Origin of the sequence: Streptomyces atratus (genome assembly GCF_900119365.1) — a bacterium.
Classification (GTDB): domain Bacteria; phylum Actinomycetota; class Actinomycetes; order Streptomycetales; family Streptomycetaceae; genus Streptomyces; species Streptomyces atratus_B.
Genome location: NZ_FPJO01000037.1, coordinates 1 through 26,075 on the forward strand (window position 1 = coordinate 1; position 26,075 = coordinate 26,075).

General features: G+C 72.5%; 15 protein-coding genes and 1 pseudogene. 7 read left to right on the forward strand and 9 right to left on the reverse strand.

What is annotated here, in order from left to right:
• The 4 genes and pseudogenes from BT364_RS41210 to BT364_RS34710 form a co-directional block, all read right to left on the reverse strand.
• Positions 1-218 (reverse strand): annotated as a pseudogene (locus BT364_RS41210) (hypothetical protein); the annotation flags it as partial.
• 383 nt (positions 219-601) lie between these two features.
• Positions 602-1,708 carry a peptide chain release factor 2 gene (prfB, locus tag BT364_RS34700; RefSeq protein ID WP_072489181.1) on the reverse strand — a complete coding sequence of 369 codons (1,107 nt, stop codon included), beginning with the start codon at positions 1,706-1,708 and terminating at the stop codon, positions 602-604.
• Positions 1,709-1,869: 161 nt separating this feature from the next.
• Entirely contained in the window at positions 1,870-3,108 is a 1,239-nt protein-coding gene (locus BT364_RS34705) for a serine/threonine-protein kinase (RefSeq protein WP_072489182.1), read from the reverse strand.
• 181 nt (positions 3,109-3,289) lie between these two features.
• Positions 3,290-4,966, reverse strand: a complete 1,677-nt coding sequence (locus BT364_RS34710) for a serine/threonine-protein kinase (RefSeq protein WP_072489183.1) — start codon at positions 4,964-4,966, stop codon at positions 3,290-3,292.
• Positions 4,967-5,467: 501 nt separating this feature from the next.
• On the opposite strand from BT364_RS34710, the gene BT364_RS34715 reads away from it, so the two are divergent.
• The 4 genes from BT364_RS34715 to BT364_RS34730 all read left to right on the forward strand — a co-directional run bounded on the left by BT364_RS34715 (position 5,468) and on the right by BT364_RS34730 (position 12,778).
• Positions 5,468-8,944 (forward strand): FHA domain-containing protein, encoded by a 3,477-nt coding sequence (locus BT364_RS34715; RefSeq protein WP_072489184.1) that lies wholly within the window; start codon positions 5,468-5,470, stop codon positions 8,942-8,944.
• A 141-nt stretch (positions 8,945-9,085) separates the two neighbouring features.
• Positions 9,086-10,447 (forward strand): ABC transporter substrate-binding protein, encoded by a 1,362-nt coding sequence (locus tag BT364_RS34720; protein ID WP_072489185.1) that lies wholly within the window; start codon positions 9,086-9,088, stop codon positions 10,445-10,447.
• 4 nt (positions 10,448-10,451) lie between these two features.
• On the forward strand, positions 10,452-11,870 hold the full coding sequence (locus tag BT364_RS34725; RefSeq protein ID WP_072489186.1) for a carbohydrate ABC transporter permease: 1,419 nt from the start codon (positions 10,452-10,454) through the stop codon (positions 11,868-11,870).
• On the forward strand, positions 11,867-12,778 hold the full coding sequence (locus BT364_RS34730; protein ID WP_072489187.1) for a carbohydrate ABC transporter permease: 912 nt from the start codon (positions 11,867-11,869) through the stop codon (positions 12,776-12,778). The genes BT364_RS34725 and BT364_RS34730 overlap by 4 nt, the downstream gene beginning before the upstream one ends.
• A 62-nt stretch (positions 12,779-12,840) precedes the next feature.
• Here BT364_RS34730 and BT364_RS34735 read toward each other — a convergent pair whose 3' ends face one another.
• From BT364_RS34735 to BT364_RS34750, 4 genes are all read right to left on the reverse strand, one after another.
• Positions 12,841-13,215, reverse strand: coding sequence for a DMT family transporter (locus tag BT364_RS34735; protein WP_256260352.1), 375 nt, complete (start codon positions 13,213-13,215; stop codon positions 12,841-12,843).
• 70 nt (positions 13,216-13,285) lie between these two features.
• Complete coding sequence (locus BT364_RS34740; protein ID WP_072489188.1) at positions 13,286-14,800, reverse strand: bifunctional glycosyltransferase/class I SAM-dependent methyltransferase; 1,515 nt, start codon at positions 14,798-14,800, stop codon at positions 13,286-13,288.
• A gap of 58 nt (positions 14,801-14,858) precedes the next feature.
• Positions 14,859-16,049, reverse strand: coding sequence for a glycosyltransferase family 39 protein (locus BT364_RS34745; RefSeq protein ID WP_256260353.1), 1,191 nt, complete (start codon positions 16,047-16,049; stop codon positions 14,859-14,861).
• A 242-nt stretch (positions 16,050-16,291) separates the two neighbouring features.
• Entirely contained in the window at positions 16,292-19,837 is a 3,546-nt protein-coding gene (locus BT364_RS34750; protein WP_072489190.1) for a bifunctional glycosyltransferase/CDP-glycerol:glycerophosphate glycerophosphotransferase, read from the reverse strand.
• Positions 19,838-20,041: 204 nt separating this feature from the next.
• Between BT364_RS34750 and BT364_RS34755 the strand changes: the two genes are divergently transcribed.
• Positions 20,042-23,578, forward strand: coding sequence for a bifunctional glycosyltransferase/CDP-glycerol:glycerophosphate glycerophosphotransferase (locus tag BT364_RS34755; RefSeq protein ID WP_072489191.1), 3,537 nt, complete (start codon positions 20,042-20,044; stop codon positions 23,576-23,578).
• A gap of 22 nt (positions 23,579-23,600) precedes the next feature.
• Here the strand turns inward: BT364_RS34755 and BT364_RS34760 are convergent, their stop codons facing one another.
• Positions 23,601-24,209, reverse strand: coding sequence for a TetR/AcrR family transcriptional regulator (locus BT364_RS34760; RefSeq protein WP_072489192.1), 609 nt, complete (start codon positions 24,207-24,209; stop codon positions 23,601-23,603).
• Positions 24,210-24,337: 128 nt separating this feature from the next.
• Between BT364_RS34760 and BT364_RS34765 the strand changes: the two genes are divergently transcribed.
• Entirely contained in the window at positions 24,338-25,279 is a 942-nt protein-coding gene (locus BT364_RS34765) for an ABC transporter permease (RefSeq protein WP_072489193.1), read from the forward strand.
• Entirely contained in the window at positions 25,185-26,051 is an 867-nt protein-coding gene (locus tag BT364_RS34770) for an ABC transporter ATP-binding protein (RefSeq protein WP_371268684.1), read from the forward strand. Before BT364_RS34765 ends, BT364_RS34770 begins: the two co-directional genes overlap by 95 nt.
• Positions 26,052-26,075: the final 24 nt, after the last annotated feature.

Below are 26,075 nucleotides of genomic sequence, written 5' to 3' on the forward strand. Positions count from 1 at the left end.
TCGCCGCCGCCGGTCTCGTTACAGCGCGGGTCGATCGGGCTGCACTCGCCGTCGCCGCCCCCGGTGTCACCCCCGGCCTCCGCCTTGGCCGACAGCCCGGCAACGTCGACATCGACGCCGACGGCCGAAGCCACACCGGCGGCGGTGAGCGAGGCGCCTGCGGCGATGACCGCACCCGCGGCGATCCGCGCGACGCGGACTCGCGTCTTCTTCGTCATGTGCTGCTACCCCCAGTAGCTGTTCTCGTCAGTGGAGCAGCCATATGCGGGCCCCGGCTCTCCGGAGTTCGCTCCGAACGGCGCCACACAGAGCCGTGGTCATGCCGCCCGCCCCCGTTCACACCCGTCCCAGACATACGCATGCTGCCCTAGCAGCCTGTCCACAGTTAAGGACTACGTCAAGGCCGTTCCGTGCAATATGAACTGTTTTGTTCGCAGTTGACCTTCATTCGGAATCACGACTGTGACGCACTCGCCACAGCGCCCGCGCAACCAGGAGCCCCAACTCCCCTTCGGCGGTGACCTCGTGACGGCTCCGACCAAAACGGCGGCGCCGGAAACCCCGTGGGGCCTCCGGCACCGCCGTGAACGCTCGTTCCCGCCTACTTCTCCCGCTGCTTGCGCCAGCGGATGCCCGCCTCCAGGAAGCCGTCGATCTCGCCGTTGAAGACCGCTTCCGGGTTGCCCATCTCGAACTCCGTACGCAGGTCCTTGACCATCTGGTACGGGTGCAGGACGTACGACCGCATCTGGTTGCCCCAGGAGTTGCCGCCGTCGCCCTTGAGGGCGTCCATCTTGGCCTGCTCCTCCTGGCGGCGACGCTCGAGGAGCTTCGCCTGGAGGACGTTCATCGCGGATGCCTTGTTCTGGATCTGCGAGCGCTCGTTCTGGCAGGAGACGACGATGCCGGTCGGGAGGTGGGTCAGACGGACCGCGGAGTCCGTGGTGTTGACGCCCTGACCGCCGGGGCCCGAGGAGCGGTACACGTCCACGCGCAGCTCGGACTCGTCGATCTCGATGTGGTCGGTCTGCTCGACCACCGGCAGCACCTCGACGCCCGCGAAGGACGTCTGGCGGCGGCCCTGGTTGTCGAAGGGCGAGATCCGGACGAGCCGGTGGGTGCCCTGCTCGACGGAGAGCGTGCCGTAGGCGTACGGCACCTGGACGGCGAAGGTGGTCGACTTGATGCCGGCCTCTTCCGCGTACGACGTCTCGTAGACCTCGGTCTTGTAGCCGTGCCGCTCGGCCCAGCGGATGTACATGCGCTGGAGCTTCTCGGCGAAGTCGGCGGCGTCCACGCCACCGGCCTCGGCCCGGATGTTGACCAGGGCCTCACGGGCGTCGTACTCGCCGGACAGGAGAGTACGGACCTCCATCTCGTCCAGCGCCTTGCGGACGGACTCCAGCTCGGACTCCGCCTCGGCCAGGGCGTCGGCGTCGCCCTCGTCCTGGGCGAGCTCGAAGAGGACTTCGAGATCATCGATCCGGCCGCGGAGCGCCTCGGTCTTGCGGACCTCGGCCTGGAGGTGCGAAAGCTTGCTGGTGATCTTCTGCGCCGCCTCGGGGTCGTCCCAGAGGGAAGGCGCGGCCGCCTGCTCCTCGAGCGCGGCGATGTCCGCCCTCAGCGCATCCAGGTCCAGGACGGCCTCGATCGACCCCATGGTCGAGGAGAGGGACTTCAGCTCTTCGGAAATATCGACGACTGCCACGGGTCCAGCGTAACGGCTGTCGGCACGGACGTACCTCGGGCCGTCCGATCACGTTCCGGCGAACCGGTGCGCCGTGCCCTCGCGGGCCGTACGGATACAGGGGTTCCGGGGGTGCCCGAGCCGCCCGGGGACCGCCGGGGCCGCCCTTGCGGGGCCTCGGGTCAGGGCGTTGCCGGCGCCGAGTTCTCCGTGTCCTGTGCGGGGGCGCCCTCGTCGTCGCCGCCCAGCGCCAGCGCGCCGCCCACGCCCAGCGCCGCCACCAGCACCAGGGCGGCGGCGCCCAGCGTGAGGCGGCGCTTGCGGACGGCCGCGGACTTGTTGCGGGCCGAGCCGGGGCGGGGCGTGCCCGGGGAGCGGGGGGCCCTGGCGGTGCCCCGGGGGCCGCCGGAGAGTTCGTCGGGGGCCGGGACGCGCATGCTGGTGTGGGTGTCGCGGTTGGAGTCGGCGGACGATCCGGGGACCAGCGGGACCGCGCCGCGGCGGCGGGGTTTTTCGGGGGCGGGGGTGTACTGCTGCTCGTCGTAGGTCTGGGGTTCCGGCTCGGTGCCCGGCTCGTCCACGTCGAGCGGCGGGATGCCGGCCAGCTGCGGGAGCTGCTCGCGCAGCCGGGCCGCGAGCTCGGAGGCGCGCAGCCGGGAGGCGGGGCCCTTTGCCAGGCACTGGACCAGGAGCTGCCAGAGCTCGTCGGGGATGCCGGGAAGCGGTACGACCGTCTCCGTGACGTGGCGGCGCAGGACGGCACCGGGGTGTCCGCCGCCGAAGGGCGTGAAGCCGGCGAGGAGTTCGTACAGGACCGTGGCGAGGGCGTAGATGTCGACGGCGGCGCGCGGCGGCAGCCCCTCGACTATCTCGGGGGCCAGGTAGTCCGGCGTGCCGATGATCTTGGTGGCCTTGGTGCGGCGCGGGGTGTCGATCAGCTTGGCCACACCGAAGTCGGTGAGCAGCGCCGGGTGCGAGCCGCCGGGGCCGAGCGGGCCCTCCATGTCGAGCAGGATGTTCTCCGGCTTGACGTCGCGGTGGACCACTCCGGCGGCGTGTGCGGCGGCGAGGCCGTCGGCGACGTCGGCGATGATCGCCACGGCGGCCTCGGGGGCGAGACGGCGTTCGCGGTCGAGACGGGTGCGCAGGTCGGTGCCGCGCACCAGGTCCATGACCAGTGCCAGGTCGTTGCCGTCCACCACGAGGTCGCGGACGGCGACGACATGGGGATGATCGAGACCGAGCAGGGCGGTGCGCTCCTGGACGAAGCGGCCGACGAGTTCCTGGTCGGACGCCAGGTCCTCGCGGAGCAGCTTGATGGCCACCGGGCCCTCGGGCCCCTCGCCGAGCCAGACCGTGCCGGCGCTGCCGCGCCCCAGGATCTGGTGTGCGGTGTACCGGCTGCCGATATTCCGTGCCAAGACTGCTCCCTCAGCGGCTGGCGATGGACCGTCGCTCATGACCCCCGGTCGACAAAGTTACGCGTCGGCCGGGGGGTTGAGTGCCCGGGATGGTGCCAACCTTCACTTCCGCGGGCGATATGCGGTGGAAACTGGCCCGCGGAAGTCGATATAGCTACAGAGTTGATGGTGTTGCGGCCCCTCAGGGGCCGGTGTTGCCAGTGCTGTTGCCGCCGTCGCCGCCCAGTTTCGAGATCCAGTCGCCGACGGTGGAGACCGTGTCGCTGATCGCCTGCCAGTAGCTCTTGCCCTGGCCGATCCAGTCCTGCAACGGGGTCAGCTCCCAGATCAGCCAGCCCGCGACGAACAGCAGCACCAGGGTGAACAGACAGCCCTTGAGGCAGCCGAGGCCGGGGATCCTCATCGGGTTGGCGCTGCGCTGCCTCGGCTCGCGGGGCTGACGCGGGGCCGGCGGCTGGGGCGCCACCGGCTGCTGCGGGGGCGCGTACCGCTGGTGCTGGGGCTGCTGTTGGGGCTGGTGCTGCGGCTGGTACTGCTGCTGGTGGCGCTGGGGGTACTGCTGTTGCTGCGGCTGCTGGTACTGCTGATGCTGTGGCGGCGGCTGACGCCGCTGCTGCGGCTGTGGCTGCTGGGGCTGGGCGCGCTGGGGGCGGCGGCGCAGCGGGTCCTGGTTCGGGTCGAGGTACTGGACCTGGGTCTGCTCGTTGCGGTCGCGGGCCGCCTGGAGCTGGGACTGCCAGGGGTGCGGCCCCTCGGGCTGCGGAGGGCCGTCCGGACGCGGCGGCACGGGCGGCAGGACCGAGGTCGGGTCGGCGTGCCCGGCGGGGCCCTGGCCGGGGGCTTGCTGCATGACGCTGGTGGCGGCGTTCGGGTCGTACGAGCCGGCGTTGCTCGGCAGCACCTGCGTCGGGTCCGCCGCGCCGGGGGTCTGCGGAACGGCCGCGGGCGCCGGGTCGGGTGCGAGCAGGGCGCCCACACCGTCGGCCGCGGCGATCTGGGCGGAACTGGCGTGCACGCCGATCCCGTCCGCGACGACGCGCAGGCCACGGGCCAGGTTCTCGGCGCTGGGCCGCCGGTCGGGGTCCTTGCTCAGGCAGCGCTCTATCACCGTCCACAGCGGGGCCGGGACGGTGCTGGGGCGGCGGGGCTCCTCGCTGAGGTGCCGGTGCAGCACTTCGAGTGCGGTGCCGCCGGCGAACGGCGGACGGCCGGTGACCAGCTCGTACAGCAGGATGCCCGCGCCGTAGATGTCGACGGCGGAGGTCTGCGGGCGCCCCTCGGCGGACTCGGGCGCCACATAGGCGGGCGTGCCGACGAACTCGTGGGTGCGGGTGAGGCCCGGGGAGTCGGCCAGGCGCGCGATGCCGAAGTCGGTGAGCATCGGGTGCATCTGGCCGTCGCGCTCGTCGAGCAGGACGTTGGCGGGCTTCAGGTCGCGGTGGACGACGCCGTCTGCGTGGCTGGCGGCGAGCGCGTCGGCGATCTGCGCGGTGAGCAGTGCGGCGGCGACCGGGGTGAGCGGGCCGTTCTCGCGGAGGTAGCGGTGCAGGTCGGGGCCGTCGACCAGGTCCATGACGAGAGCGAGGAGGTCGCCCTCGACGACCAGGTCGCGGGTGCGCACGATGTTCTCGTGGGTGAGCCGGAGCAGCACGGAGCGCTCGCGCAGGAACCGCATCACGACATCGGCGTCGTTGGCGAGCTCCTCCTTCAGGACCTTGATCGCCACAGTCTCGCCGGGCTCGCCGGCGACGGCCGCCTCGGCGCCCGCGGTCTCCCGCTGGCGGGCACGCCAGACGGTGCCCGTGGCGCCGCGTCCCAGCGGCTCCTCCAGGAGGTACTTGCTGCCTACCGGCCGCACGTCATGCGCTCCCTGCAGATCGTGGTGATTGCGGTGCTCCCGGATCCGCCCGGGAGTTTCCGGCCCACTCTAGTGGGGTGACCGGCGGGGCCGGGCGGCTCCGTCCGGTTGCTTTCGTCGCCCTGCCCGCCGTTGGCCGGATGCCGCCCCGAGGAGGCATCCGGCCGGTTGCGGAACAAGACGCTCACATCGGGCCAATGGTTGCCGTACGCATGTGCGACGAACCGCTCCGGGCGCTCTTCCGGAACGGTTCCGTCCTCGCGGACGAGGTTCCAAGCAGGCATTTATGGGCGCACAGCCGACGTTTCATGATCACTTAGCGGTGACCCCCGGGCGCGTTGTCAGTCGCAGGTGCGAGGATGCCTCCAGCACGGACTGTGGGGTCGGGAGCCCCGCGGCACGTGACGAACCTGTACCGGACGACGCGTCCGTGTCGGGTGGGGGGAATCACAGGGCGTTTCCCCTGCCCGGCGCCCCGCGCAGAAGGGACCGCTGACGGCGATGCAGATCCGGCTGACCGTCCTCGCGCCGCGCAGCGGCCAGACCCCGGCGCGCGCGTGCGACGTGCTGGTCACCGCCCCGCCCGGGACGGCGCTCGCCACCGTGGCGTCCCACCTGGCCGCGGCCGTCCTGGGGCCCGACGGCTCGCTCGGCAGCGGCGCGGTGGTGCTGTTCGCCGGGCGTGAGCGGCTCGACGCCCAGCGGTGCGCGCTGGGTGAGCCGCCGCTGGTGGACGGCGCGGTGCTCTCGCTCCAGGTCCCGGGCGAGGACGAGGCGGTGGACGACGCCGTCCCGGCCCGGCTGCACGTGGTCGCGGGGCCGGACGCGGGCGGGGTCCATCTGCTGCACGGCGGACGGATCCGGATCGGCCGCTCCGCCGACGCGGACGTCCCGCTCGACGACCCCGATGTGTCCCGGCTGCACTGCACGGTGACGGTCTCCCCGGACGGCCTGGTCTCGGTGGCGGACCTCGGCTCCACCAACGGCACCCTGCTCGACGGCACGGAGGTCCGCGACCGCCCGGTCCGGCTGAAGCGCGGTGCGCTGCTGCGGCTCGGCGAGTCCACGCTCCGGCTGACCTCCGGCGCGCCCGCGCCGACGCTGGCCACGGCACCGGACGGCGAGGGTCATCTGCGGGTGTCCGGCACGGCGGGTGCCGACGACGGCTCGGGGCACGGTTGCGCCGCGCCCGTCTCCCCCGCGCCCGCCCTCCAGGAGGACCCCGGCGCCGGTCACGCGTACGGGGGCGAGGACGACGGGCGCCGGCCGTACGCCCCCGGGCACCCCGCCCCCGTCCCGGACGACGGCGCGCCCCGGCGGGGCGGAATAGGCGCCTGGGCCCGCAGGCTCACGGGCAACCGGGGCGAGCCCGTGCACGAGGCCGCGCCCGACGGGGCGGGGGCCGCCGGGCCGCCGTTCCCGGCCACCCCTTCGGCACCGTCGGGGTCCGCCGCGCAGAGCGCCTGGCCCGACCCGGCGGCCGTGCTGCTGACCGCGCTCGGCCCCGGCCCCCGGCTGTGGGAGCGCGGCACCGCCCACCCCGAGGCGCTCGTGGTGCGCCTGGGGACGACGGACCGGGCCGAGCTTCCCGCCGTACCGGTGACGGTGGGGCTGCGGGAGGCCGGTTCGCTCGGGCTCGCCGGGCCGAGGACCCGGCTGGCCGGGCTCGCCCGCTCGACGGTGGCGCAGCTCGCCGCGCTGCACTCCCCCGCCGATCTGGAGATCGTGCTGATCGCCACGGACCGCGCCCGTGGCGCGGACGAGCGCAGACGCGAGTGGGCCTGGCTCGGCTGGCTGCCCCATCTGCGGCCGACGCACGGCCAGGACTGCCGACTGCTTCTCGCGTACGACCGTGAACAGGCCACCGCCCGGGTCGCGGAGCTGGTGCGCCGGCTGGACGAAGGTCCGCTCGGGCCCGGCTGGGCGAGCCTGGACCGGAGTACGGTCGCCGAGGCCGCGGAGCGGTACACGGGTCCGTACACCGTGGTGATCGTCGACGGCGATCCCGGCTCGGCGGCGCTGCGCGAGAACACCGCCCGGCTGGCCGCCGCCGGAGCCGCGGCCGGCATCCACCTGATCTGTCTGGCCGAGACCCCGGCCGCCACGCCCACCTCACCGGTCGCGGCGACGTACGAGGCCGCCTGCCACGCCTCGATCGCCTTCCGCGAGTGCGGGGCGGTGGCGATGCTCAGCGGCGATGTGGCGACGGCCCTGCGGCTGCTGCGGACGGCGGACGGCCGGGCCGCGGGCCGCGGCACGGTCGCCGCGGTGGACGCGGTGTCGGCGCACTGGGCCGAGCGGTTCGGCCGGGCGCTGGCCCCGTTGCGTACGGAGGGCTCCTCCACGGCTCACGGCCGGTCGGCGTCGGCCTCGCTCCCGACGACCGCCCGGCTGCTGGACGAGCTGGGCCTGGCCCGTGCCACCCCGGCCTCCCTGATGGCCCGCTGGGCCTCCACCGCGGACGACCAGCCGGGCGCCACGGTGCGCGGCTCGGGCCGCTGGACGGGCGGACCGGCGGGCGGCGGCGCTGACGACGGCGCCGATGCGGAGAGCCGCGGTTCGGGTCGTACGGAGTACCCGCGCGGCGCGGGCCCCCGCGTGGGCGCCCAGCGCATGGGCGGTTCGGCGGGCCCGGACGGCTACGTCCCCGGCTCGGGCCGCACCCCGTACCCCGGCAGCGAGAACGCCACCCACATCGGCACCCCGGTCCGCCCCCTCGCCCCCGGCGACGACGGCCACAACACCCCCGACTCGGGCCGCACCCCGCACCCCGGCTCCGGACGCACCCCGTACCCCGGCGGATCCGGGCGCGGCTCGAACCGGGTCAGCGGGCCGCGCGGCGGCGACGTGCCCCGGGTCGCCGCGCGAGGCGCCGAGAACGCCGCCCCGGCCGGACGCACCGCCGCCGGGGCGACCGCGGAGGCGGGCACCGGCACATCCGCGGCCGTCGGGCGGCCCGTGGTGGTGCTCGGAGCCGGGCCCCGGGGCGCGGTCAGCGTGGATCTGGCGGAGGAGGGCCCCCACCTCCTCATCGAGGGACCGGCCGGCAGCGGGCGCACGGAGCTGCTGCGGGCCGTCGCCGCCTCGCTCGCCGCGGCCGCCCGTCCCGACCTGCTGGGCCTCCTGCTGGTCGACGGCGCGGGCGGCGACCGCGGCGAGGGCCTTGGCCCCTGTACCGAACTGCCGCACGCGTTCACGCACCTGGTGGCCTCCGATCCGGTGCGGATGCGGGAGTTCGCCCAGGCGCTGGGCGGCGAGCTGAAGCGCCGGGCCGAGCTGCTCGGAGCGTACGACTTCACCGAGTGGCACCACCGGCACGAGGTGGCGCGGCGGATGGTCGGCCAGCGCCCGTCGGCCACTGCGGAACAGCGCGGTGACGTGGACGCCCCGATGAGCGGGACGCTCCGGCTGCGCCCCGCCGCCCGCTCCTCGGACCCCGGGCCCTCCCCGCTGCCCCGGCTCGTCGTCCTGGTCGACGACTTCGACGCGCTGGTCGCCCCGGCGCTCGGCAGCCCCGGCCGCCCCGCCGCGGGTTCGGTGGTGCGGGCCCTGGAGGCCGTGGCGCGGGAGGGCGGCCGGCTGGGCGTCCACCTGGTCGCCGCGTCCGCCCGCCCGGACCGTACCGAGGACACGGACCTGGCGCACGGGGCCCGGCTGCGCATCGTGCTGGACGCACCGGTGGTCCAGTCGTCTCCGGAGGACCCGGCGCCCGGACGGGGCAGGCTCGGGCATCCGGACGGGCGGGTGACCCCGTTCCAGGGCGGCCGGGTGACCGGGCGCATCCCGCGCACCGCCACGCTGCGGCCCACCGTCGTACCGCTGGAGTGGGAGCGGATGGGCGATCCGCCGACCCGGCGCCCGGTCCGCGAGCTGGGCAACGGGCCGACCGACCTGGCCCTGCTGGCCAGTGCGCTGGAGCGGGCGGCCCGGTCGGTGAACGCCGAGCCGATAGCCCCGTTCGGGCCCGTCCACTCCTGAGGGAAACCGGGTCCGGACATCCACTGACATCACGTCACGAGCCCATCACGATCAAGGAGTTGACACGAGAAGCGGTATTGCGGCGCCCGTACACCGGGCGTAGGACTGTGCGCACACAACGATGTGAGAGACGGGGAAGCAATGCGCACAACCCTTCGGATCAGCAGGGCCGCCGCGGTGTTCACCGCCGTCAGCGCCCTGGCCCTCACCGGTTGCAGTGACGACGGCGGAAAAGACGAGTCGGACAAGAGCTCGGGGAGCGGCAAGGGAAGTCCCTCCAGCGTCGTACTGCCCAAGCTGGACGGCGAGAAGCTCTCGGTCGCGGCCGTCTGGACCGGTGCCGAGCAGGCCAACTTCGTCAAGGTCCTCAAGGAGTTCGAGAAGCGCACGGGCGCGAAGGTCACCTTCGTCCCGGCGCAGGACCCGATCGTCAACTTCCTCGGTACGAAGATCGCGGGAGGTCAGCCGCCGGACGTCGCGATGATCCCGCAGGTCGGAGCGATCCAGCAGGCCGCCCGGAAGAAGTGGGCGAAGCCGGTCGGCGCCGAGGCCAAGGCCCAGCTGAGCAAGAACTACTCGAAGGTCTGGCAGGACCTCGGCGCGGTGGACGGCACCCAGTACGGCGTCTACTTCAAGGCCGCCAACAAGTCCCTGATCTGGTACAACGCCAAGGCGTTCGAGAACGCGGGCGCGGCCGAGCCGAAGACCTGGAAGGACTTCCTGAAGACGGCCGAGACGGTCTCCGCCTCGGGTGTCACCCCGGTCTCCGTCGGCGGCGCGGACGGCTGGACGCTCACCGACTGGTTCGAGAACATCTACCTCTCCCAGGCCGGTCCGGAGAAGTACGACCAGCTGGCCCAGCACAAGATCAAGTGGACGGACCCGTCCGTCAAGGACGCGCTGACCACACTCGCGCAGCTCTTCGGCAAGCCGTCGCTGATCGCGGGCGGCGCCGACGGCGCCCTGCAGACGGAGTTCCCCGCCTCGGTCACCCAGACCTTCACCGGCGGTGACCAGCCCAAGGCCGCGATGGTCTTCGAAGGCGACTTCGTGGGCGTCAACATCGCGCAGACGAAGGCGAAGATCGGGACGGACGCCAAGGTGTTCCCGTTCCCGGCGGTCGGCGCCGAGTCCCCCGTCGTGACCGGCGGCGACGCCGCGGTGGCGCTGAAGGACGGCAAGGGCGCCCAGGCCCTGCTGACCTGGCTGGGCTCGACCGACGCCGCGCAGATCATGGCCGAGCAGGGCGGGTTCATCTCTCCGAACAAGGCCCTGGACGCCTCCGCGTACCCGAACGAGGTGCAGCGCACGATGGCGAAGGCGCTGATCTCGGCCGGTGACGCCGTCCGGTTCGACATGTCCGACCAGGCGCCGCAGTCCTTCGGCGGGACGCCCGGCAAGGGCGAGTGGAAGTCCCTCCAGGACTTCCTGAAGAACCCGAAGGACATCGCGGGGACTCAAGCGAAACTGGAGTCCGACGCGGCCAAGGCGTACAAGAGCTGACGCGATGACGACAGCCGCAGCGGGGGGCGCCGACGCGGTGCCCCCCGCCGACAAGCAATCGTCCGCGGAGCCGTCGGTGCCCGCGCCCAGGAAGCCGTCCGACCCGCCGTCCGGCGGCCCGGGGCGCAGCCGCCGGAGCGTGACCGGCACCCGCCGGTTCATCGCGGCCCTCTTCCTGGCCCCCGCGCTGGTGCTGCTGGGCGCGCTCGTGGTCTATCCGATCGTGTACTCCGTCTACCGGTCGTTCCTCGACCAGGCGGGGACGGGCTTCGCCGGGCTCGACAACTACAAGGCGCTGTTCACCGACGACACCATCCGTACGGCGGTCAAGAACAACGCGATCTGGGTCGTGCTCGCGCCGACGGTCTCCACGGCGCTCGGGCTGATCTTCGCGGTGCTCACGGAGCGGATCCGCTGGGGCACGGCGTTCAAGCTGGTCGTCTTCATGCCGATGGCGATCTCCATGCTCGCCGCCGGCATCATCTTCCGGCTGGTGTACGACGCCGCTCCGGAGCGCGGGGTCGCCAACGCCGTATGGGTGGGTGTGCACGACACCTTCGCCGAGTCGGCGGGGTATCCGAAGGCGCATCCGCTGCCCGTCCACCCGCTCAAGGCGGGCCCCGGCGGTTCGTTCGTCACCAAGGCGCCGGTACGGGCCGGGCAGCCGGTGCGGCTGCCGCTGGTCGGTGTGATCCCGGCGAACATGCCGAAGGACGCGAAGCCGGCGAAGGCCGCCGTGGCGAAGGACGGCGAGATCGCCGGCACCGCCTGGCTGGACTTCACCAAGGGCGGCGGCGGCCGGCCCAATGTCATCGACGCCAAGGAGCTGGGGCTCAAGGGCCTCAAGGTCGAGGCGGTCAAGGACGGCAAGGTGGTCGCCTCGGCGACGGCGGGTGCGGACGGTACGTTCACCCTGCCCGCCTCGGCGGACGGCGCCGGACTCCGGCTGCCCGACTCGAACTTCAAGGAGCCGTACAACGGGGTCGAATGGCTCGGCCCGGCCCTCGTCACCCCCGGGATCATCGGTTCCTACGTCTGGATGTGGGCCGGGTTCGCGATGGTGCTGATCGCGGCGGGGCTCGCGGGGCTGCCCCGTGAACTCCTCGAAGCGGCCCGGGTGGACGGCGCGAACGAGTGGCAGGTGTTCCGCCGGATCACGGTGCCGATGCTGGCGCCCGTGCTCGTGGTGGTGCTGGTCACGCTGATGATCAACGTGCTGAAGATCTTCGACCTGGTCTTCATCATCGCGCCGGGCTCCTCGCAGGACGACGCGAACGTGCTGGCGTTCCAGCTCTACCGGTCCTCGTTCGGCACGGACGCGGATCTCGGGATCGGCAGCGCCATCGCCGTACTCCTGCTGCTGCTGGTACTCCCGGTGATGTACGTCAACATCCGCCGGATCCGGAAGGAGGGGCGCCGATGACGACAGCGCCGACCACGGCCACGAGCACATCGGCCGAAGACGTTCCGGTGAAGGCCGAGCGGTCCCTCGGCGCGCGCATCGCCGCCCGCGCCGGCGGCGGTGCGATGCGGATCTTCCTCGTCCTGGTGGGCCTGTTCTGGCTGATGCCGACGGTGGGGCTGCTGCTGTCCTCGCTGCGCGGCGCGGACGACATCGCGGCGACCGGCTGGTGGAAGGTCTTCACGGCCCCGTCGCAGCTCACCTTCGACAACTACGCCACACTGCTGGACAATTCGACCATCACCCACTCCCTCCTCAGTACGGTCATGATCACCGTCCCGGCCACCGTCCTGGTCGTGGTGATCGGTTCACTGGCCGGATATGCCTTCGCCTGGATGGAGTTCCCCGGCCGCGACTGGTGGTTCCTGGTGGTCGTGGGGCTGCTGGTGGTCCCGGTGCAGGTCGCCCTGGTCCCGGTCTCCAAGCTCTTCGGTGCGGTCGGGATCTTCGAGACGACCTTCGGCGTGATCATCTTCCACACGGCCTTCGGTCTGCCCTTCGCGATCTTCCTGCTGCGGAACTTCTTCGCGGAGATCCCGAGGGAACTGCTGGAGGCGGCCCGGCTGGACGGGGCGGGCGAGATCCGGCTCTTCACCCGGGTCGTGATGCCGCTGGGCGGTCCGGCGATCGCCTCGCTCGGGATCTTCCAGTTCCTCTGGGTGTGGAACGACATGCTGGTCGCGCTGATCTTCGCCGACTCGGACTCACCGCCGATCACGGTGGCCCTCCAGCAGCAGGTACGGCAGTTCGGCAACAACATCGACGTGCTGGCGCCCGGCGCCTTCGTGTCGATGGTGATTCCGCTGGCGGTCTTCTTCGCCTTCCAGCGCCAGTTCGTCTCCGGCGTGATGGCGGGCGCGGTGAAGTGAGCCGCGAGCGGCAGCCGGTCGTCGGACGGGCCTGAGGGCAGGCCCGTCCGACGGCGGCGCGGTCAGCGTTGCTGGCCCGCCATCACCGTGACGAGGCCGACGACCACGAGCAGCGAGCCGCCCCAGGTCCACATCGAGGTCCGTTCGTGCAGCACGGTCGCCCCGGCCAGCACGATCAGCAGATACCCGAGGGCGTTGAACGGGTAGGCGATGGACAGCGGCACCTTGGCCAGGGTCGCCATCCAGGCGAGGGCGGAGACCGCGAAGACCACCAGGCCCAGGACGACCCAGGGGCTGGTCGCGGCGCGCAGGGCGACGGATCCGCCACCATGTCCCGCGGCGGCCGCGGCGCTCTTCATCCCGTGCTTGAGCATGATCTGGCCGCCCGCCGACGAGAAAACGGCGAACAGCAGCAGCGTCAGACTGGGGAGGGTCAAGGCCTTGCTCCTGACTGCGGCGCCCGGGGACTGCGGCTCCGGGGCGGGGGCGGGACCGGGGACGGCGGCCTCAGACGCCGACCCGGTCGGCAGGGACGTACTGTCGGTTGAGGATGTCCTGTACATCGACGTGCTCTCCAGCGATGATCGTCTCGGCCGCATGCGGGGTGAGCAGTGCGACGTGCTGATAGCCGAACAACGTCGGCCGGATCCGGGTGAGCAGTTTCGACACTCCGCCCAGGACCGCGGGGAGCGGTCCGCCGCCGAGCAGCGCCCAGAACGGGGCCCCGGTCGACGCGATGTGGAGGACGTCGTAGCCCGCCTCCCTGACGGTGCGGCGCAGGCTGGCCCGGGTGAAGAAGCGCAGATGCGTTTCGTCGAGAATGCCGCGCCGGTCGTAGCCGAAGACTCCGAGCGCGACCCGCAGCCGTGAGTACCAGTGGCTGAAGTTCGGTACGGAGAGCAGCACATGGCCGCCGGGCCGCAGCACCTCGGCGACCTCGGCGAGCACCCGCTCGGGGCGGGAGAGGTGCTCGATGACGTCGCCGGCGACCACGTAGTCGTAGCCGTCGCCGATCTCGACCGGCAGCCCGTCCTCCAGGTTGGCGAGGTGGAAGTGGGTGCACTTCTCGCGTACGCCGGGGACCTCGATGTAGTCCACGCCGGTCACCTCGTGGCCGAGGGCTTCGAGGCGCTGGGCGAACAGGCCGCCGGAACAGCCGAGGTCGAGGACCCGGCCGGGCGGGAGGCTGCGCATCTTCTCCAGGATGACGGCGTGCGAGGAGCCGTCGCCCTCCTTGAACGCGTACTCGACGGGCTTGGGGATCCAGCCGCAGGTGCCGAACCCCTTGACGGCGAGCCGGTATTCGAGGACGTCCTTGACGACGTCCTTCGCGTACTTCATGCCGTTGACGTAGCAGATCTCGTCGCCGTAGTAGGTGGGTACGGGGATCTCCTTGATCCGCATCCCCTCGTTGAGCAGCTGGACGATGATCTGGGTGTCGAAGTCGAACGCGTCGGTGTTCCGGTGGATCGGCAGCTTCTTGAGCGCCGCGACGCTGTAGGCACGGTACCCGGAGTGGAATTCGGAGAGCTGCGAGCCGAGAAGGGCGTTCTCCAGGCGGGTGAGAATGCAGTTGCCGAGCCATTTGTACATCGGCATGCCGCCCTTGAGCGCGGATCCGGATTTCATCATCCGTGATCCGAAGACGGCCTCGCATTCGCCGCGTTCGATGGGTGCGACCATGTCGGGCAGGAATTCCGGGGCGTACTGTCCGTCGCCGTGCAGCAGCACGATGATGTCGAGTCCGTGCTCGGCGGCCAGCGCGTATCCGGCCTTCTGGTTTCCGCCGTATCCGAGGTTCTTGGTGTGCCGCATCACCACGGTCCGCGGCATTCCTTCCGTCTGCGACCAGCGGCAGCCCGCGGTGAAGGTCGCGTCATGGCTCGCGTCGTCGAGAATAAGGATTTCGGCGACCTTGGACCGGAAGTCCTCCGGAATACGGTCGAGGGTCTTCTCCAGCGTCGTCTCGGCGTTGTACGCGACCACCAGGACGCCGATCCTGGGGCTCGGGCTTTCCTTCACGGGGCGTTCTCCAGTTGCGCTCGGTGCTCGGTGCTTGGTGCTTGCTTCTCGGAGGCGGTCAGTTGACGGCGGAACCGGTGGGCTGCGAGGTGCGGGGCGCGGTGAGCGTGCCGCACCCGGCGGGGGGCTGTCCGGGCGGGAACGGCCGGGCGGCGAGGATCTTGCGGATCCCGCTGACGAGGCCCGCGGCGAGGACCACCCAGCCGGCCTCGGCGAGATGCAGCACCGTTTCGCTCCAGTGCACGGCGGAGCGTCCCCGGTAGCCGAGGACCGCTGTCAGGCCGAGCAGGCAGCTGTACGCGGCGCCCTCCCAGAACCCGACGACGAACAGCCCGGCGGCGGCCCAGGTCAGGTACTGGAGCGCGGACGCGGTGGAGAGCAGCAGCAGGAGGCTCATCGTGACGGCGACGACGACCGGCAGCTGCGCGGGCCGCAGCAACGCGAGCCAGACCCCGGCCGCCACACAGGCCAGTACGAACAGGAAGTGGCCGTTGCCCTCGATGAAGGTGATGAAGGACTGCGGCAGACCGAACAGGTCGGCGAACCGGACGAGCCCCCAGAGCCGGTAGCCGCCGCCCGCGTACTCCAGGACGTTCTCCTTGAGGCTCTCCGGCACGGTCACCAGGACCGGCCCCCAGACGAGGGCGACCAGTGCGGCGAACCCGGCGGAGAAGCGGACGAACACCGGCCGGCCGGCCCGCAGCGCGACGAGCAGCAGCGCCGGGATCACCACCACGGGGATGAACTTGACGCTGATCGACAGTGCGGCGGCCAGCCCGGCGGCCAGCGGCGCCTTCCGGTCCACCAGCAGATGGGCGGCGGCCAGGGCGAAGGTGATGGCGACCGCGTCGGTGTTGCCGTGATAGCCGGAGGTGGCGATCAGTACGGGGCTGGCGGCCACGCCCACTCCGCAGGCGACGGCGGCGCCGGTCGAGGCGCGCCGGCGCACGATTTCGAAGACGAGGAGCGCGCAGAAGAAGTCGGCGATCGAGGCGGGCGATCTGATCAGCGTTCCGAAGGGGATGCCCAGCTCGGAGAGTTCATTCAGACCGAGCAGCATCCAGCCGGCCAGTGGCGGATGGTTGTAGACGGGAAGTCCCGGCAGCGGCTGTTCGTAAATCCGAATGGGCCCGTAACGCACGATCGCCTTTGCGAAGCCATGAAAGATCCGCACATCGGCCGGGCCCGGCATATTCGCCGCGATCAGCATTCGGGTGACAAGACCCGCGGCCGCGGCAATGAGCACCATCGCTCTTGCCCGTGGCACGTCCCAGGTTTCGCATCGCATTCGGATACCCATGAAAACAGAACGTAGCAACCCGAAGACGTTGAGCAACGCACCGATGGTCACACTTAGAAGGACTATTACTTGAATGCGCCGCGCACTCGCGCAAACACTCGCACCCCTGAACCACTCGAACGGTTCAGGGGTGGAGTGCGGATTCCGGTGCTCTCGCCCGGCCGGCGGCGGTACCGGCCGGGCGGTGCGGATTACAGCATTCGGTCGACCACGGCGGCCGCGGCGTGCCCGTCGTCCAGGTCGCAGAAGTCCCGGCGGAATGCCTCGTACGCCTGCGCGTGTCCCGCGACGGCGCGTTCCGGGTCGCGCAGCGCCTCGACCAGGCCGGTGGATCCGGGGATCAGCGGGCCGGGAGCGCGGGCCTCGAAGTCGAAGCAGAAGCCGCGGGTGTCGCGGTAGTGCGCCAGGTCGTGGGTGTGGAAGAGCATCGGGCGGCCGGTCCGGGCGAAGTCGAACATCAGCGAGGAGTAGTCGGTGACCAGGGCGTCGCTGATCAGCATCAGCTCGCCGGCGTCCCCGTAGCGCGAGACGTCCCGGACGAAGCCGCTGCCGCTGTCCGGGAGGCGGTCGGTCACCAGGTAGTGGCGGCGCACCAGCAGGACGGTGTCCGCGCCGAGTTCGCGTTCGGCGGCGGCCAGGTCGAGTCGCAGGGCGAGGCCGTAGCGGCCGTCGCCGAGCGGCTGGTCCTCGCGCCGGGTCGGCGCGTACAGCACGACCCGCTTGCCCTCGGGGAGGGCGAGCCGTTCCCGTACCGCTGCTGCGACCTTGGCCCGGTCCGGGGCGTGGAAGAGGTCGTTGCGGGGGTAGCCGCACTCCAGGATCTCGCCCCGGTAGCCGAACGAGCGCCTCAGCACGGGGGTGGAGAAGCTGTTCGGGGAGACCAGGAAGCTCCACTGGCGGGCGCGCCGCTCAAGGGTGGCGATATGGGCGGCGTCGGCCCGCGCGGTGCCCGCGAGGTCGAGGCCGATGCGCTTGAGTGGGGTGCCGTGCCAGGTCTGGACGACGCACTGGCCCTCGCGCCGCTCGAACCACTCCGGGAGCTGGGTGTTGGTGACCACGTACCGGCTGCGGGCCAGTGCCTCGTGCCAGGCGGCGGAGCCCTGCGCGACGGCCGCGGCGCCCGCCGGGATCCGGGCCTGCTGGTCGCGCACCACCCACAGGTGTTCCAGCTCGGCGCCCCGCCGGGCCACTTCCTCGTGGATCGCGCGCGGCGAGTCGGAGTACTGGCGGCCGTCGAAGCTGCTGTACAGCACCGTGTCGCGCAGTGGTGCGGTGCGCCGGGTCCGGTACGCCGCGCGCAGCAGCCGCTCGCCGCGCGGGCCGCGCTCCCCGGCGGTGAGCACCGGGGCGCTGGCGATCAGCAGCTGGTCGTGGAAGCGCCGTTCGACGGTGTACCTCCGGCCGGCAAGCGTGCGGGCGGCGGGCAGGGTGCGGTGGGCGGCGGCGGGGATGCGCAGCGGGGCGCCGTCCGTCTCGCCCCTCGCGCTCCGCTCGCGGAGGAAGAGGTACCAGTGCCCCTGGCCCAGCGGCAGTTTCCCGCCGGGGCCCTCGACGGCGTCCGGCCGGAGCGCGGCCCTGAACCGGCGGGCGTCGGCGGACCCGGAGAGGGCGAGGGGGAAGGCGGCCTCCTCGCCGTGGCCGCTGTGCCTGGCGACCAGCTCGACGGGCCGTTCCGGGAGGCCGGGGAAGCTTCCCTCCAGGAGGAGCTGTCCGTCCTCGGTCCAGGTCGCCAGGTCGACGGCGGGCTGCACGGTGCGGTCGGTGATCAGCAGATTGCCGCGGGAGCTGGTGGTGAGGCCGAGTTCGCGCCGCTCGTCGCCGTCCCCGGCCAGCGGGTAGCGGCCGGGCAGGACCGGCCCCGGCACGTCGACCGGCGTCCGGCGCCCGTCCGGTCCGACGAGATGCAGGCCGTACGGGATCTGGGCGCGCCCCGGCCCCGGTGCCGTGTCCGGCCGGGCGTCGGCGAAGGCGCCGAGCGGGATGTCCGCGGTGAACCTGCGCCACCCCGCCGCCGAGGGCACGGTCCCCTCGTGCACCGTCACCGGGCGGTCGACGGTGGTGCCGGAGGGGCGATGGGTGAGCGCGAGGCGCAGCGGCCCCTTGCCGAGGCGGTCGCGGATCATTCCGTCGATGACCACGGCGGCGGTCCCGTCGCCGGTGTCGCCCGCGCGGTGCGTCTCGAAGCGGGCGTCGATCCGCTCGGCGTGCAGCACCAGCCTGCCGCCGTCGAAGGCGGGCACGATCCGGTGGTCGCCGTCGGGGCGGTGCACCGGCGGCGGTGCGGCCGCCTCGTCGGTGGAGAGCCCGGAGCGGCGCAGCATGCCGTGTCCGGCGATGCCGATCTCCGGGCGCCAGGTGAGCCGTTCGATGCTGCCGCCCGGGTCGATGCGGAGCCTGGCCGGGTCGACGACGGTCTCGAAGCCCGACCGGTCGTAGTCGTGCAGGCTCTGCCGGGACCGGGCGGTGGCCTCCGGCTCGTCGACCGTGCGCAGCCGCAGCGGCACCACGTGCCGGCGCCCGGCCCGCAGCCAGCCGGCCCGGAACTCGGCGGCGCGCGGGCCGGCGGGCAGGTTGCGGATGTACGCGTACCCCTTGAGGTGCAGCCTGCCGCCCTGCCAGCGGGCGTCCCGCAGCCGGGCGACGAGCGGCAGGTCCCGCTCGCCCACCCGCAGCACCGGGCGCGGCACCGGCCGGGTGAGGGCCGGGAAGGAGGCGCGGCGGCGGCGCAGGCCCCGCACCTCGAAGGCGCCCGGCTCGGCCTTGTCGAAGGCGAGCAGGTCCAGCAGTTCGCCGGTCCGCCGTTCGCGCACGAGGTGCCACATCAGGCGCAGCCGCAGCGGCAGCGCGTCGAGGACGACCGGGTCGACCTGGTCGGTGAACTCGTTGGCGTACGTGAGGAAGGCGCGCCGGTACTCCTCGTCGCCGTCGGGCAGCGCCTCCATGAAGCACCAGAGGTCGTTGGCGAGCACATGCGCTTCGTACTGCCGTTTGTCGGCGGCGTCGCGGTGCTCGTCGAGGAAGGCGGAGACGCCCAGCACGTGCGAGACCCGGTCCTGGACGCCGCGGACGACGGCGCGGCGGGTGGTGATCGGGCCCGGCCGGTCACGCCAGTGGTAGACGGGGTCCTTCAGCACGTCGACGGAGCGGGCCAGGAAGTGGGCGGGCAGGACGACCGGGATGTCCTCGTAGAGGGCGCCGACCGGGAAGGCGAAGGCGTGCTCGTCCCAGAAGGACCGGCGGAAGACCTTGTTGCAGGCGGTCCGGTCGGCGGCCAGGTCCCAGTCCCGGGAGATGTGGGTGCGCAGCCGGGTGGTGGCCATCGGTCTGCGGAGGTCGGGCGACTGCTGGAGCCTGCCGGAGGCCCGCAGCCGCAGCACATTGCCGGAGGCGAGGTCCGAGCCGGTCTCGTCCAGGGCGCCGACGAGGAGTTCGTACGCGCGGGGCGGGAGCACGTCGTCGCTGTCGACGAAGGCGAGATGGCGGGCGCCCGGATCGCAGTTGCGGACCCCGGTGTTGCGGGCGTGCCCGAGCCCGCCGTTCTCCTGGCTCACCAGCCGGAACCTGCCGTCCTGCCCGGCGAAGGCGGCGGCCAGGGCCGCGCTGTCGTCGGTGGACCCGTCGTCGACCATCACCACCTCCAGATCGCCCATGGTCTGCTCCGCGAGGGACTTCAGGCAGTCCGTCAGATAGAGCTCGACGTTGTGGACGGGTACGACGACACTCAGCCGTGGCGGCATGTTGGGCACGTCCGTTCATCGGGGCCTGGTTGTTCGTACGGCTCAACCCCGTGACGGGGCGGGGGTCACCGGCAACGGTCTCTCCCGAACGGGTGAGATCGGCCGCGCCCCGGTTGCCGTCCGGTCCCGCTCCGTGCCGAATCCCGTGTTCACCCGTTCGGGGCAGTCCCGGTGACCCGGGGCGTCCGCCCCGGTTGACCGGTCATGAAGCCGCGCCTCAGTGTCGTCGTCCCGGTCCACAACGTCGAGGACTACCTGGAGGACTGCCTGCGCTCGGTGGCCGAACAGTCGGTCACCGACATCGAGGTGGTCCTCGTGGACGACGGTTCGACGGACGGCAGTACGGCCATCGCCGAGAACTTCGCCGCCCACGACCGCCGATTCCGCCTCGTGCGGCGCCCCAACGGCGGGCCGGGCGCGGCCCGCAACACGGGCGTGCGGCACACCACACCGGACGTGCCGTACCTGGCGTTCGCCGACAGCGACGACATCGTCGTCCACGACGCCTACGCACGGATGCTGGCCTCGCTGGAGTCGACCGGCTCCGACCTCGCGACCGGCAATGTGTGGCAGCTGAACGAGCAGGGGCGGCAGCAGGCCTCGCAGTACCGGTGGCTGACCCGCACCCGGGCGCGCACCCACATCAGCCGCGATCCCCGGCTGCTCGCCGACCGGTTCGCCTGGAACAAGGTGTTCCGGCGCTCCTTCTGGGACCGGCACGCCTTCGCCTTCCCGGAGGGGAAGCTCTACGAGGACGCCCCGGTGGTGATCCCGGCGCACTACCTCGCCGGCTCGGTGGACGTGCTGCACGAGCACGTCCACTACTGGCGGGTGCGGGAGGGTTCGATCACCCGGCGGCGTACGGACGTGCAGGGCGTACGGGACCGGATCTCGGCGTGCGAGCAGGTCAGCGCGTTCCTGTCGGGCCGGGGCGGGGTGGCGAACGGCGGTGCGCGGCGCCGCTACGACCTCTCGTGCCTGCGCGACGACCTCGTGTACTTCCTGGAGGGACTCGCCATGGGCGCGCCCGGGTACCGGGAGGCGTTCATGGCGGACGCCGGGGCGTTCCTGCACCGGATGGAGCGGATGGACGGGGCGGGCCGCGCGGACCGGGCCGTGGCCCATGAGCTGCCGGTGGAGCTGCGGATCAAGTGGCAGCTGGTGAAGGAGCGCCGGCTCCCGGAGCTGCTGGAGGTGCTCGCCTTCGAACGGGCCAACGGCGCGGGGACGTTCACCGTCTGCGGGGTGCCGGGGCGGCGGCAGGCCGGTTTCCCCGGCATCCCGGACACCGCCCGCATGTCCCGCAGCGATCTCCCGGCCGTGGCACGGCTGTTGGAGGCGCGGTGGGGCGACGACGGCAAGCTGCGGCTGCGCGGTTACGCGTACCTCCGCAATCTGCCGGCCGCGACGCCGCGCCACGCGCTGAAGGTGGGCATGGTGCGCGCGACCCACGGCCAGCAGCTGCGGACGGTGCCGGTCCGCGGGGTGCCCGCGCCCGAGGCGACCGTCGACTCCGGCCAGCAGGTGCACGGTTACGACCACTCCGGCTTCGAGATGCTCGTCGACCCGCGCCGGCTGCGGCCCGGCGGCTGGCTGGTGGGCATGATGGTGGCCGCCCAGGGCACGGTCCGCCGGGTGGCGGTGCGGGCCGTGGAGGCGGGGGCCGTCCAGCCGCTCGTCCACGACCTGGGCGACGGACGGCGGGCGGTGCTCGACTTCCGGGGCGGGCGGCTCCGGCTGAACCTGGCGCAGTTGCCCGCCCGTTGCGAGAACCACCGCTTCGGCGAGGACCTGGAGCTGACCGGCAGGCTGTACGGGGGCGCCCGGCCCAAGGCCCTGGTGCTGACCTGCGACGGGGTGGCGGACCAGGAGTTCGGCCACCCCGTCGAGTGCCGTCCGGACGGCCGCTTCACGGTACGGGTCCCGCTCGCCGACCTCGCCGGGATGGCGGCCGCGCCACCGGCCCCGCACCGGGCGCCGCGCGAGGTCGAGCCGGAGCCCGGCGGGCGGTGGCGGGCGGTGCTGGTCCTGGCCGACGGGGAGCGGGTGCCGCTCGCGGCGGCCGGGGAGTCGGCGCCGCCGGTCGTGGCCGACGCGGCGGGCGAGCTGGTGCTGGACCTGAGCGGGCAGCCGTTCGTGGACGGGGCCGTGTGGACGCCGGACGGTGCGCTGCGGGTGGAGGGGGTGACCGGCGCCGGTACGGGCGTACGGCAGGACGAGGGCCCGGACCGGCTCGTCCTGCGGCACGAGGCGCTGCGCGAGACGGTGTCGGTGCCCGTCACCTACGACGAGCGGCGCGCGGGGATGCCGGACGGACGGAACGCGGGGGCGCGCGGGACTGCGTACGGGGGGTGCCGCTTCTCCGCGTTCCTGGCACCCTCGGTGGCCGCCGGGCTGCACGAGGGCCGCTGGGAGGCGTATCTGGGCGGTCGGCCGGTCCGGGTGCTGACCGCGCTCGCCGCCCGGCTGCCGCTGCGCCGGAGCGTCCCGGTCGCGGCGACACCCGTGCCCGGCCGGGAGTTCGCCCTGGACCGCCGGTTCGGCGACCGGCTGACCGTGCTGGCCGGGCCGGTGCTCGCGCCCGCCGAACGCGGTGCGTACCGCCGGGCCGAACTGCGCGGCAGGCACTACCCGGCCCGGCGCGCGATGCCGCTGCGGGACGCGGTCCTCTACACGGGCGGCGACTCGCCGCGCGCCGTCCACGCCGAACTCCTGCGCCGGGGCGTGGAGTCGGAGCACCTCTGGGTCACCGACGGCGTCCACGGTCACGTCCCGTCCACCGCCGTCCCGGTCGTCGAGCACAGCGCCGCCTGGTACGAGGCGCTGGCGCGGTCCCGCCGCATCGTCACCGCCGACCAGCTGCCCGAGTGGTTCGAGCGGCGGCCCGGCCAGGCCGTCGTGCAGACCTGGCACGGCGCCCCGCTCGGCCGCTTCGGCACGGATCTGGACGGCACCCTGTACGCCGACCACCAGCAGCTCGCCACGCTGGCGCACCGCTCGGCCCAGTGGTCCGTCCTGGTCTCCCCCAGCCGCCACTCCACCCCGCTGCTGCGGCGCGCGCTCGGCTACGGGGGCGAGGTCCTGGAGGCCGGCTCCCCCGCCAACGACCTGCTCTTCTCGGCCGACCGCGCCAAGACCGCGGAGCGGGTACGGCGCAGGCTCGGCATCCCGGACGGCCGCCGCATCGCGCTGTACGCGCCGACCTACCGCGACCAGCTGGCCCATCCGCCGGGCGCCGACGGCGAGCGGCCCCGCTACCGCTGGGACCCGGCGCTCGACCCGGCGGCGCTGGCCCGGTCCGTCGGTGAGGCCCACACGGTGCTGGTGCGCCGCCATCCGCGGGTGACCGGGAGCGTGCCCGAGCGGCCCGGCGTACGCGATGTGTCGGCGCACCCGGACACCGCGGAGCTGCTGCTGATCGCCGATGTGCTGATCACGGACTACGCGGGCCTGATGTTCGACTTCGCGCACACGGGCCGCCCGATGCTCTTCCACACCTACGACCTGGCGCACTACCGCGACACGGTGCGCGGTTTCTGCCTGGACTTCGAGGCCCGGGCGCCGGGCCCGCTGCTCGCGGGTGCGGACGGTATCGCCGCGCTCCTGCGCGACGCCGACACCCTGGCCGCCGCGGCGGCCCGGCACGCGGACGCGTACGAGAGCTTCCGCCGGGACTTCTGCGACCTGGACGACGGCGGGGCGGCGGCCCGCGTCGCGGACCGGCTGCTGGCCGAGGGTTAGGGCCTGATCCGAACGACAGGTCCTAGTTCGCCTTGAGGGCGGCGACGGCGGAGGCCGCCAGGTCGTCCAGGTAGCCCTTGGGCAGCGGGGCGCGGACGACGGCGAGCCGCCAGTAGAGCGGGCCGACGATCAGGTCCAGCGCCCGGTCCGGATCGCTGCCCCCGGGCAGCTCGCCGCGGGCCACCGCGTCCCGTACGACGACGGCGGCGATGCCCTGCTGCGGGTCCAGCAGGGCGGCCTTGATCGTGTCGGAGATCTCCGGATTGCGGGCCGCCTCGACCAGCAGGTCCGGGATGACCTGCGAGGCGACGGGGTGGCGCAGGGCGTAGGAGGCCAGTTCGAGCACGGCCCGGACGTCCCCGTACAGCGACCCGGTGGCCGGGGCCGGCATGCCCTGGACCGCGACGGCGGACACCAGGTCGAGGACCAGGGCCAGCTTGGACTTCCAGCGGCGGTACACGGCGGTCTTGCCGACGCCCGCGCGCCGCGCGATCCCCTCCATCGACATCCGGGCGAAGCCCACCGCGGCCAGCTCCTCGAAGACGGCGCCCCGAATCGCATCGGTGACGTCCTCGCGCAGCACGGCGGCTCCGGCGGGGACACGGCGGCGGGTTCCCGGGTCGGTGGTCATGGCCGAATCATAGTCCGTAGCGACGGAACGGTTGCGTTGCGACGTAAGTGCGTCCTACCCTCGGCGTTGCGACGATACGGTCCCGTTCCGTCGGTCGTCGCTCCCCTGCCCTCCCGTCGAAAGCGATCGTGGTGAGCCAGACAGCAACCCCGCCGGCCCCGGCCGACACCCCAGCCGGTGCGGCCCTCCCGGTGTACGCGCCGGGCGAGCTCGCCGCGCTCGCCGCCCGGCACGGACTGACGATGAGCGGGGCCCGGCCCTCGCTGGTGGCGTACGTCCGGCAGTTGTGGGGGCGCCGGCACTTCATCACGGCGTTCGCCACCGCCAAGCTGACCGCCCAGTACAGCCAGGCGAAACTGGGCCAGATCTGGCAGATCATGACGCCGCTGCTGAACGCGACGGTCTACTACTTCATCTTCGGCGTCCTGATGAACACCAAGCGCAACGTCGAGGACTTCGTGCCCTTCCTCGTCACCGGCGTGTTCATCTGGACCTTCACCAGCAGTTCGATCACCGCGGGCACCCGTGCGATCAGCGGCAATCTGGGGCTCGTCCGGGCGCTGCACTTCCCGCGCGCCTCGCTGCCGATCGCCCTGGCCCTGCAACAGCTCCAGCAGTTGCTGTTCTCGCTGGGCGCGCTGGTGCTGATCCTGGTCGGGTTCGGGCAGTTCCCCAAGCCGTCCTGGCTGCTGGCGGTCCCGGCGCTGTTCCTCCAGGCCGTGTTCAACACCGGTGTCTCCATGGTGGTGGCGCGGCTGGCCGCCCGGACACCCGACATCGCCCAGCTGATGCCGTTCGTCCTGCGCACCTGGATGTACGCGTCCGGGGTCATGTGGAGCGTGGACACCATGCTCAGGGGGGACCGGGTTCCGCACTTCGTGATGGTGATGCTGGAGTGCAATCCGGCCGCCGTCTTCATCGATCTGATGCGGTTCGCGCTCATCGACAGCTTCGGCGCCTCCCACCTCCCGCCGCATGTGTGGGCGATCGCCGCGGGCTGGGCGCTGGTGTGCGGGGTCGGCGGATTCGTGTACTTCTGGCAGGCGGAGGAGCGGTACGGACGTGGCTGACAACAACGAGCGGGTTCCGACCGTCGTCGTGGACGACGTCCACATCACGTACAAGGTCAACGGCGCCCGTACCGGAAAGGGCAGCGCCACCTCGGCGCTCAGCCGGATCGTCTCGCGCCGGCAGGCCCCCGGGGTGCGCGAGGTGCACGCCGTGAAGGGGGTGAGCTTCGCCGCGTACAAGGGCGAGGCCATCGGCCTGATCGGCTCCAACGGCTCGGGGAAGTCGACCCTGCTCAAGGCCATCGCCGGTCTGCTGCCCGCGACGAAGGGCCGGGTGCACACCCAGGGCCAGCCCTCGCTGCTCGGGGTGAACGCCGCGCTGATGAGCGATCTGACCGGCGAGCGCAACGTGGTGCTCGGCGGCCTCGCGATGGGCATGACGCGCGCCCGGATCCGCGAGCGCTACCAGGGGATCGTCGACTTCTCCGGGATCAACGAGAAGGGCGACTTCATCACCCTGCCGATGCGTACGTACTCCTCCGGCATGGGCGCCCGGCTGCGCTTCTCCATCGCGGCCGCCAAGAGCCACGACGTCCTCCTCATCGACGAGGCGCTGTCCACCGGGGACGCCAGGTTCCAGCGGCGCAGCAAGGAACGGATCATCGAGCTGCGCAAGGAGGCCGGCACGGTCTTCCTGGTCAGCCACAGCAACAAGTCGATCACCGAGACCTGCGACCGGGCGATCTGGCTGGAGGCCGGGACGCTGCGGATGGACGGTCCGGCGGGCGAGGTCGTCGCGGCGTACGAGAAGTTCACCTCCGGCAAGAAGTAGGGCGTCGCGGCAGGGGCGACAAAC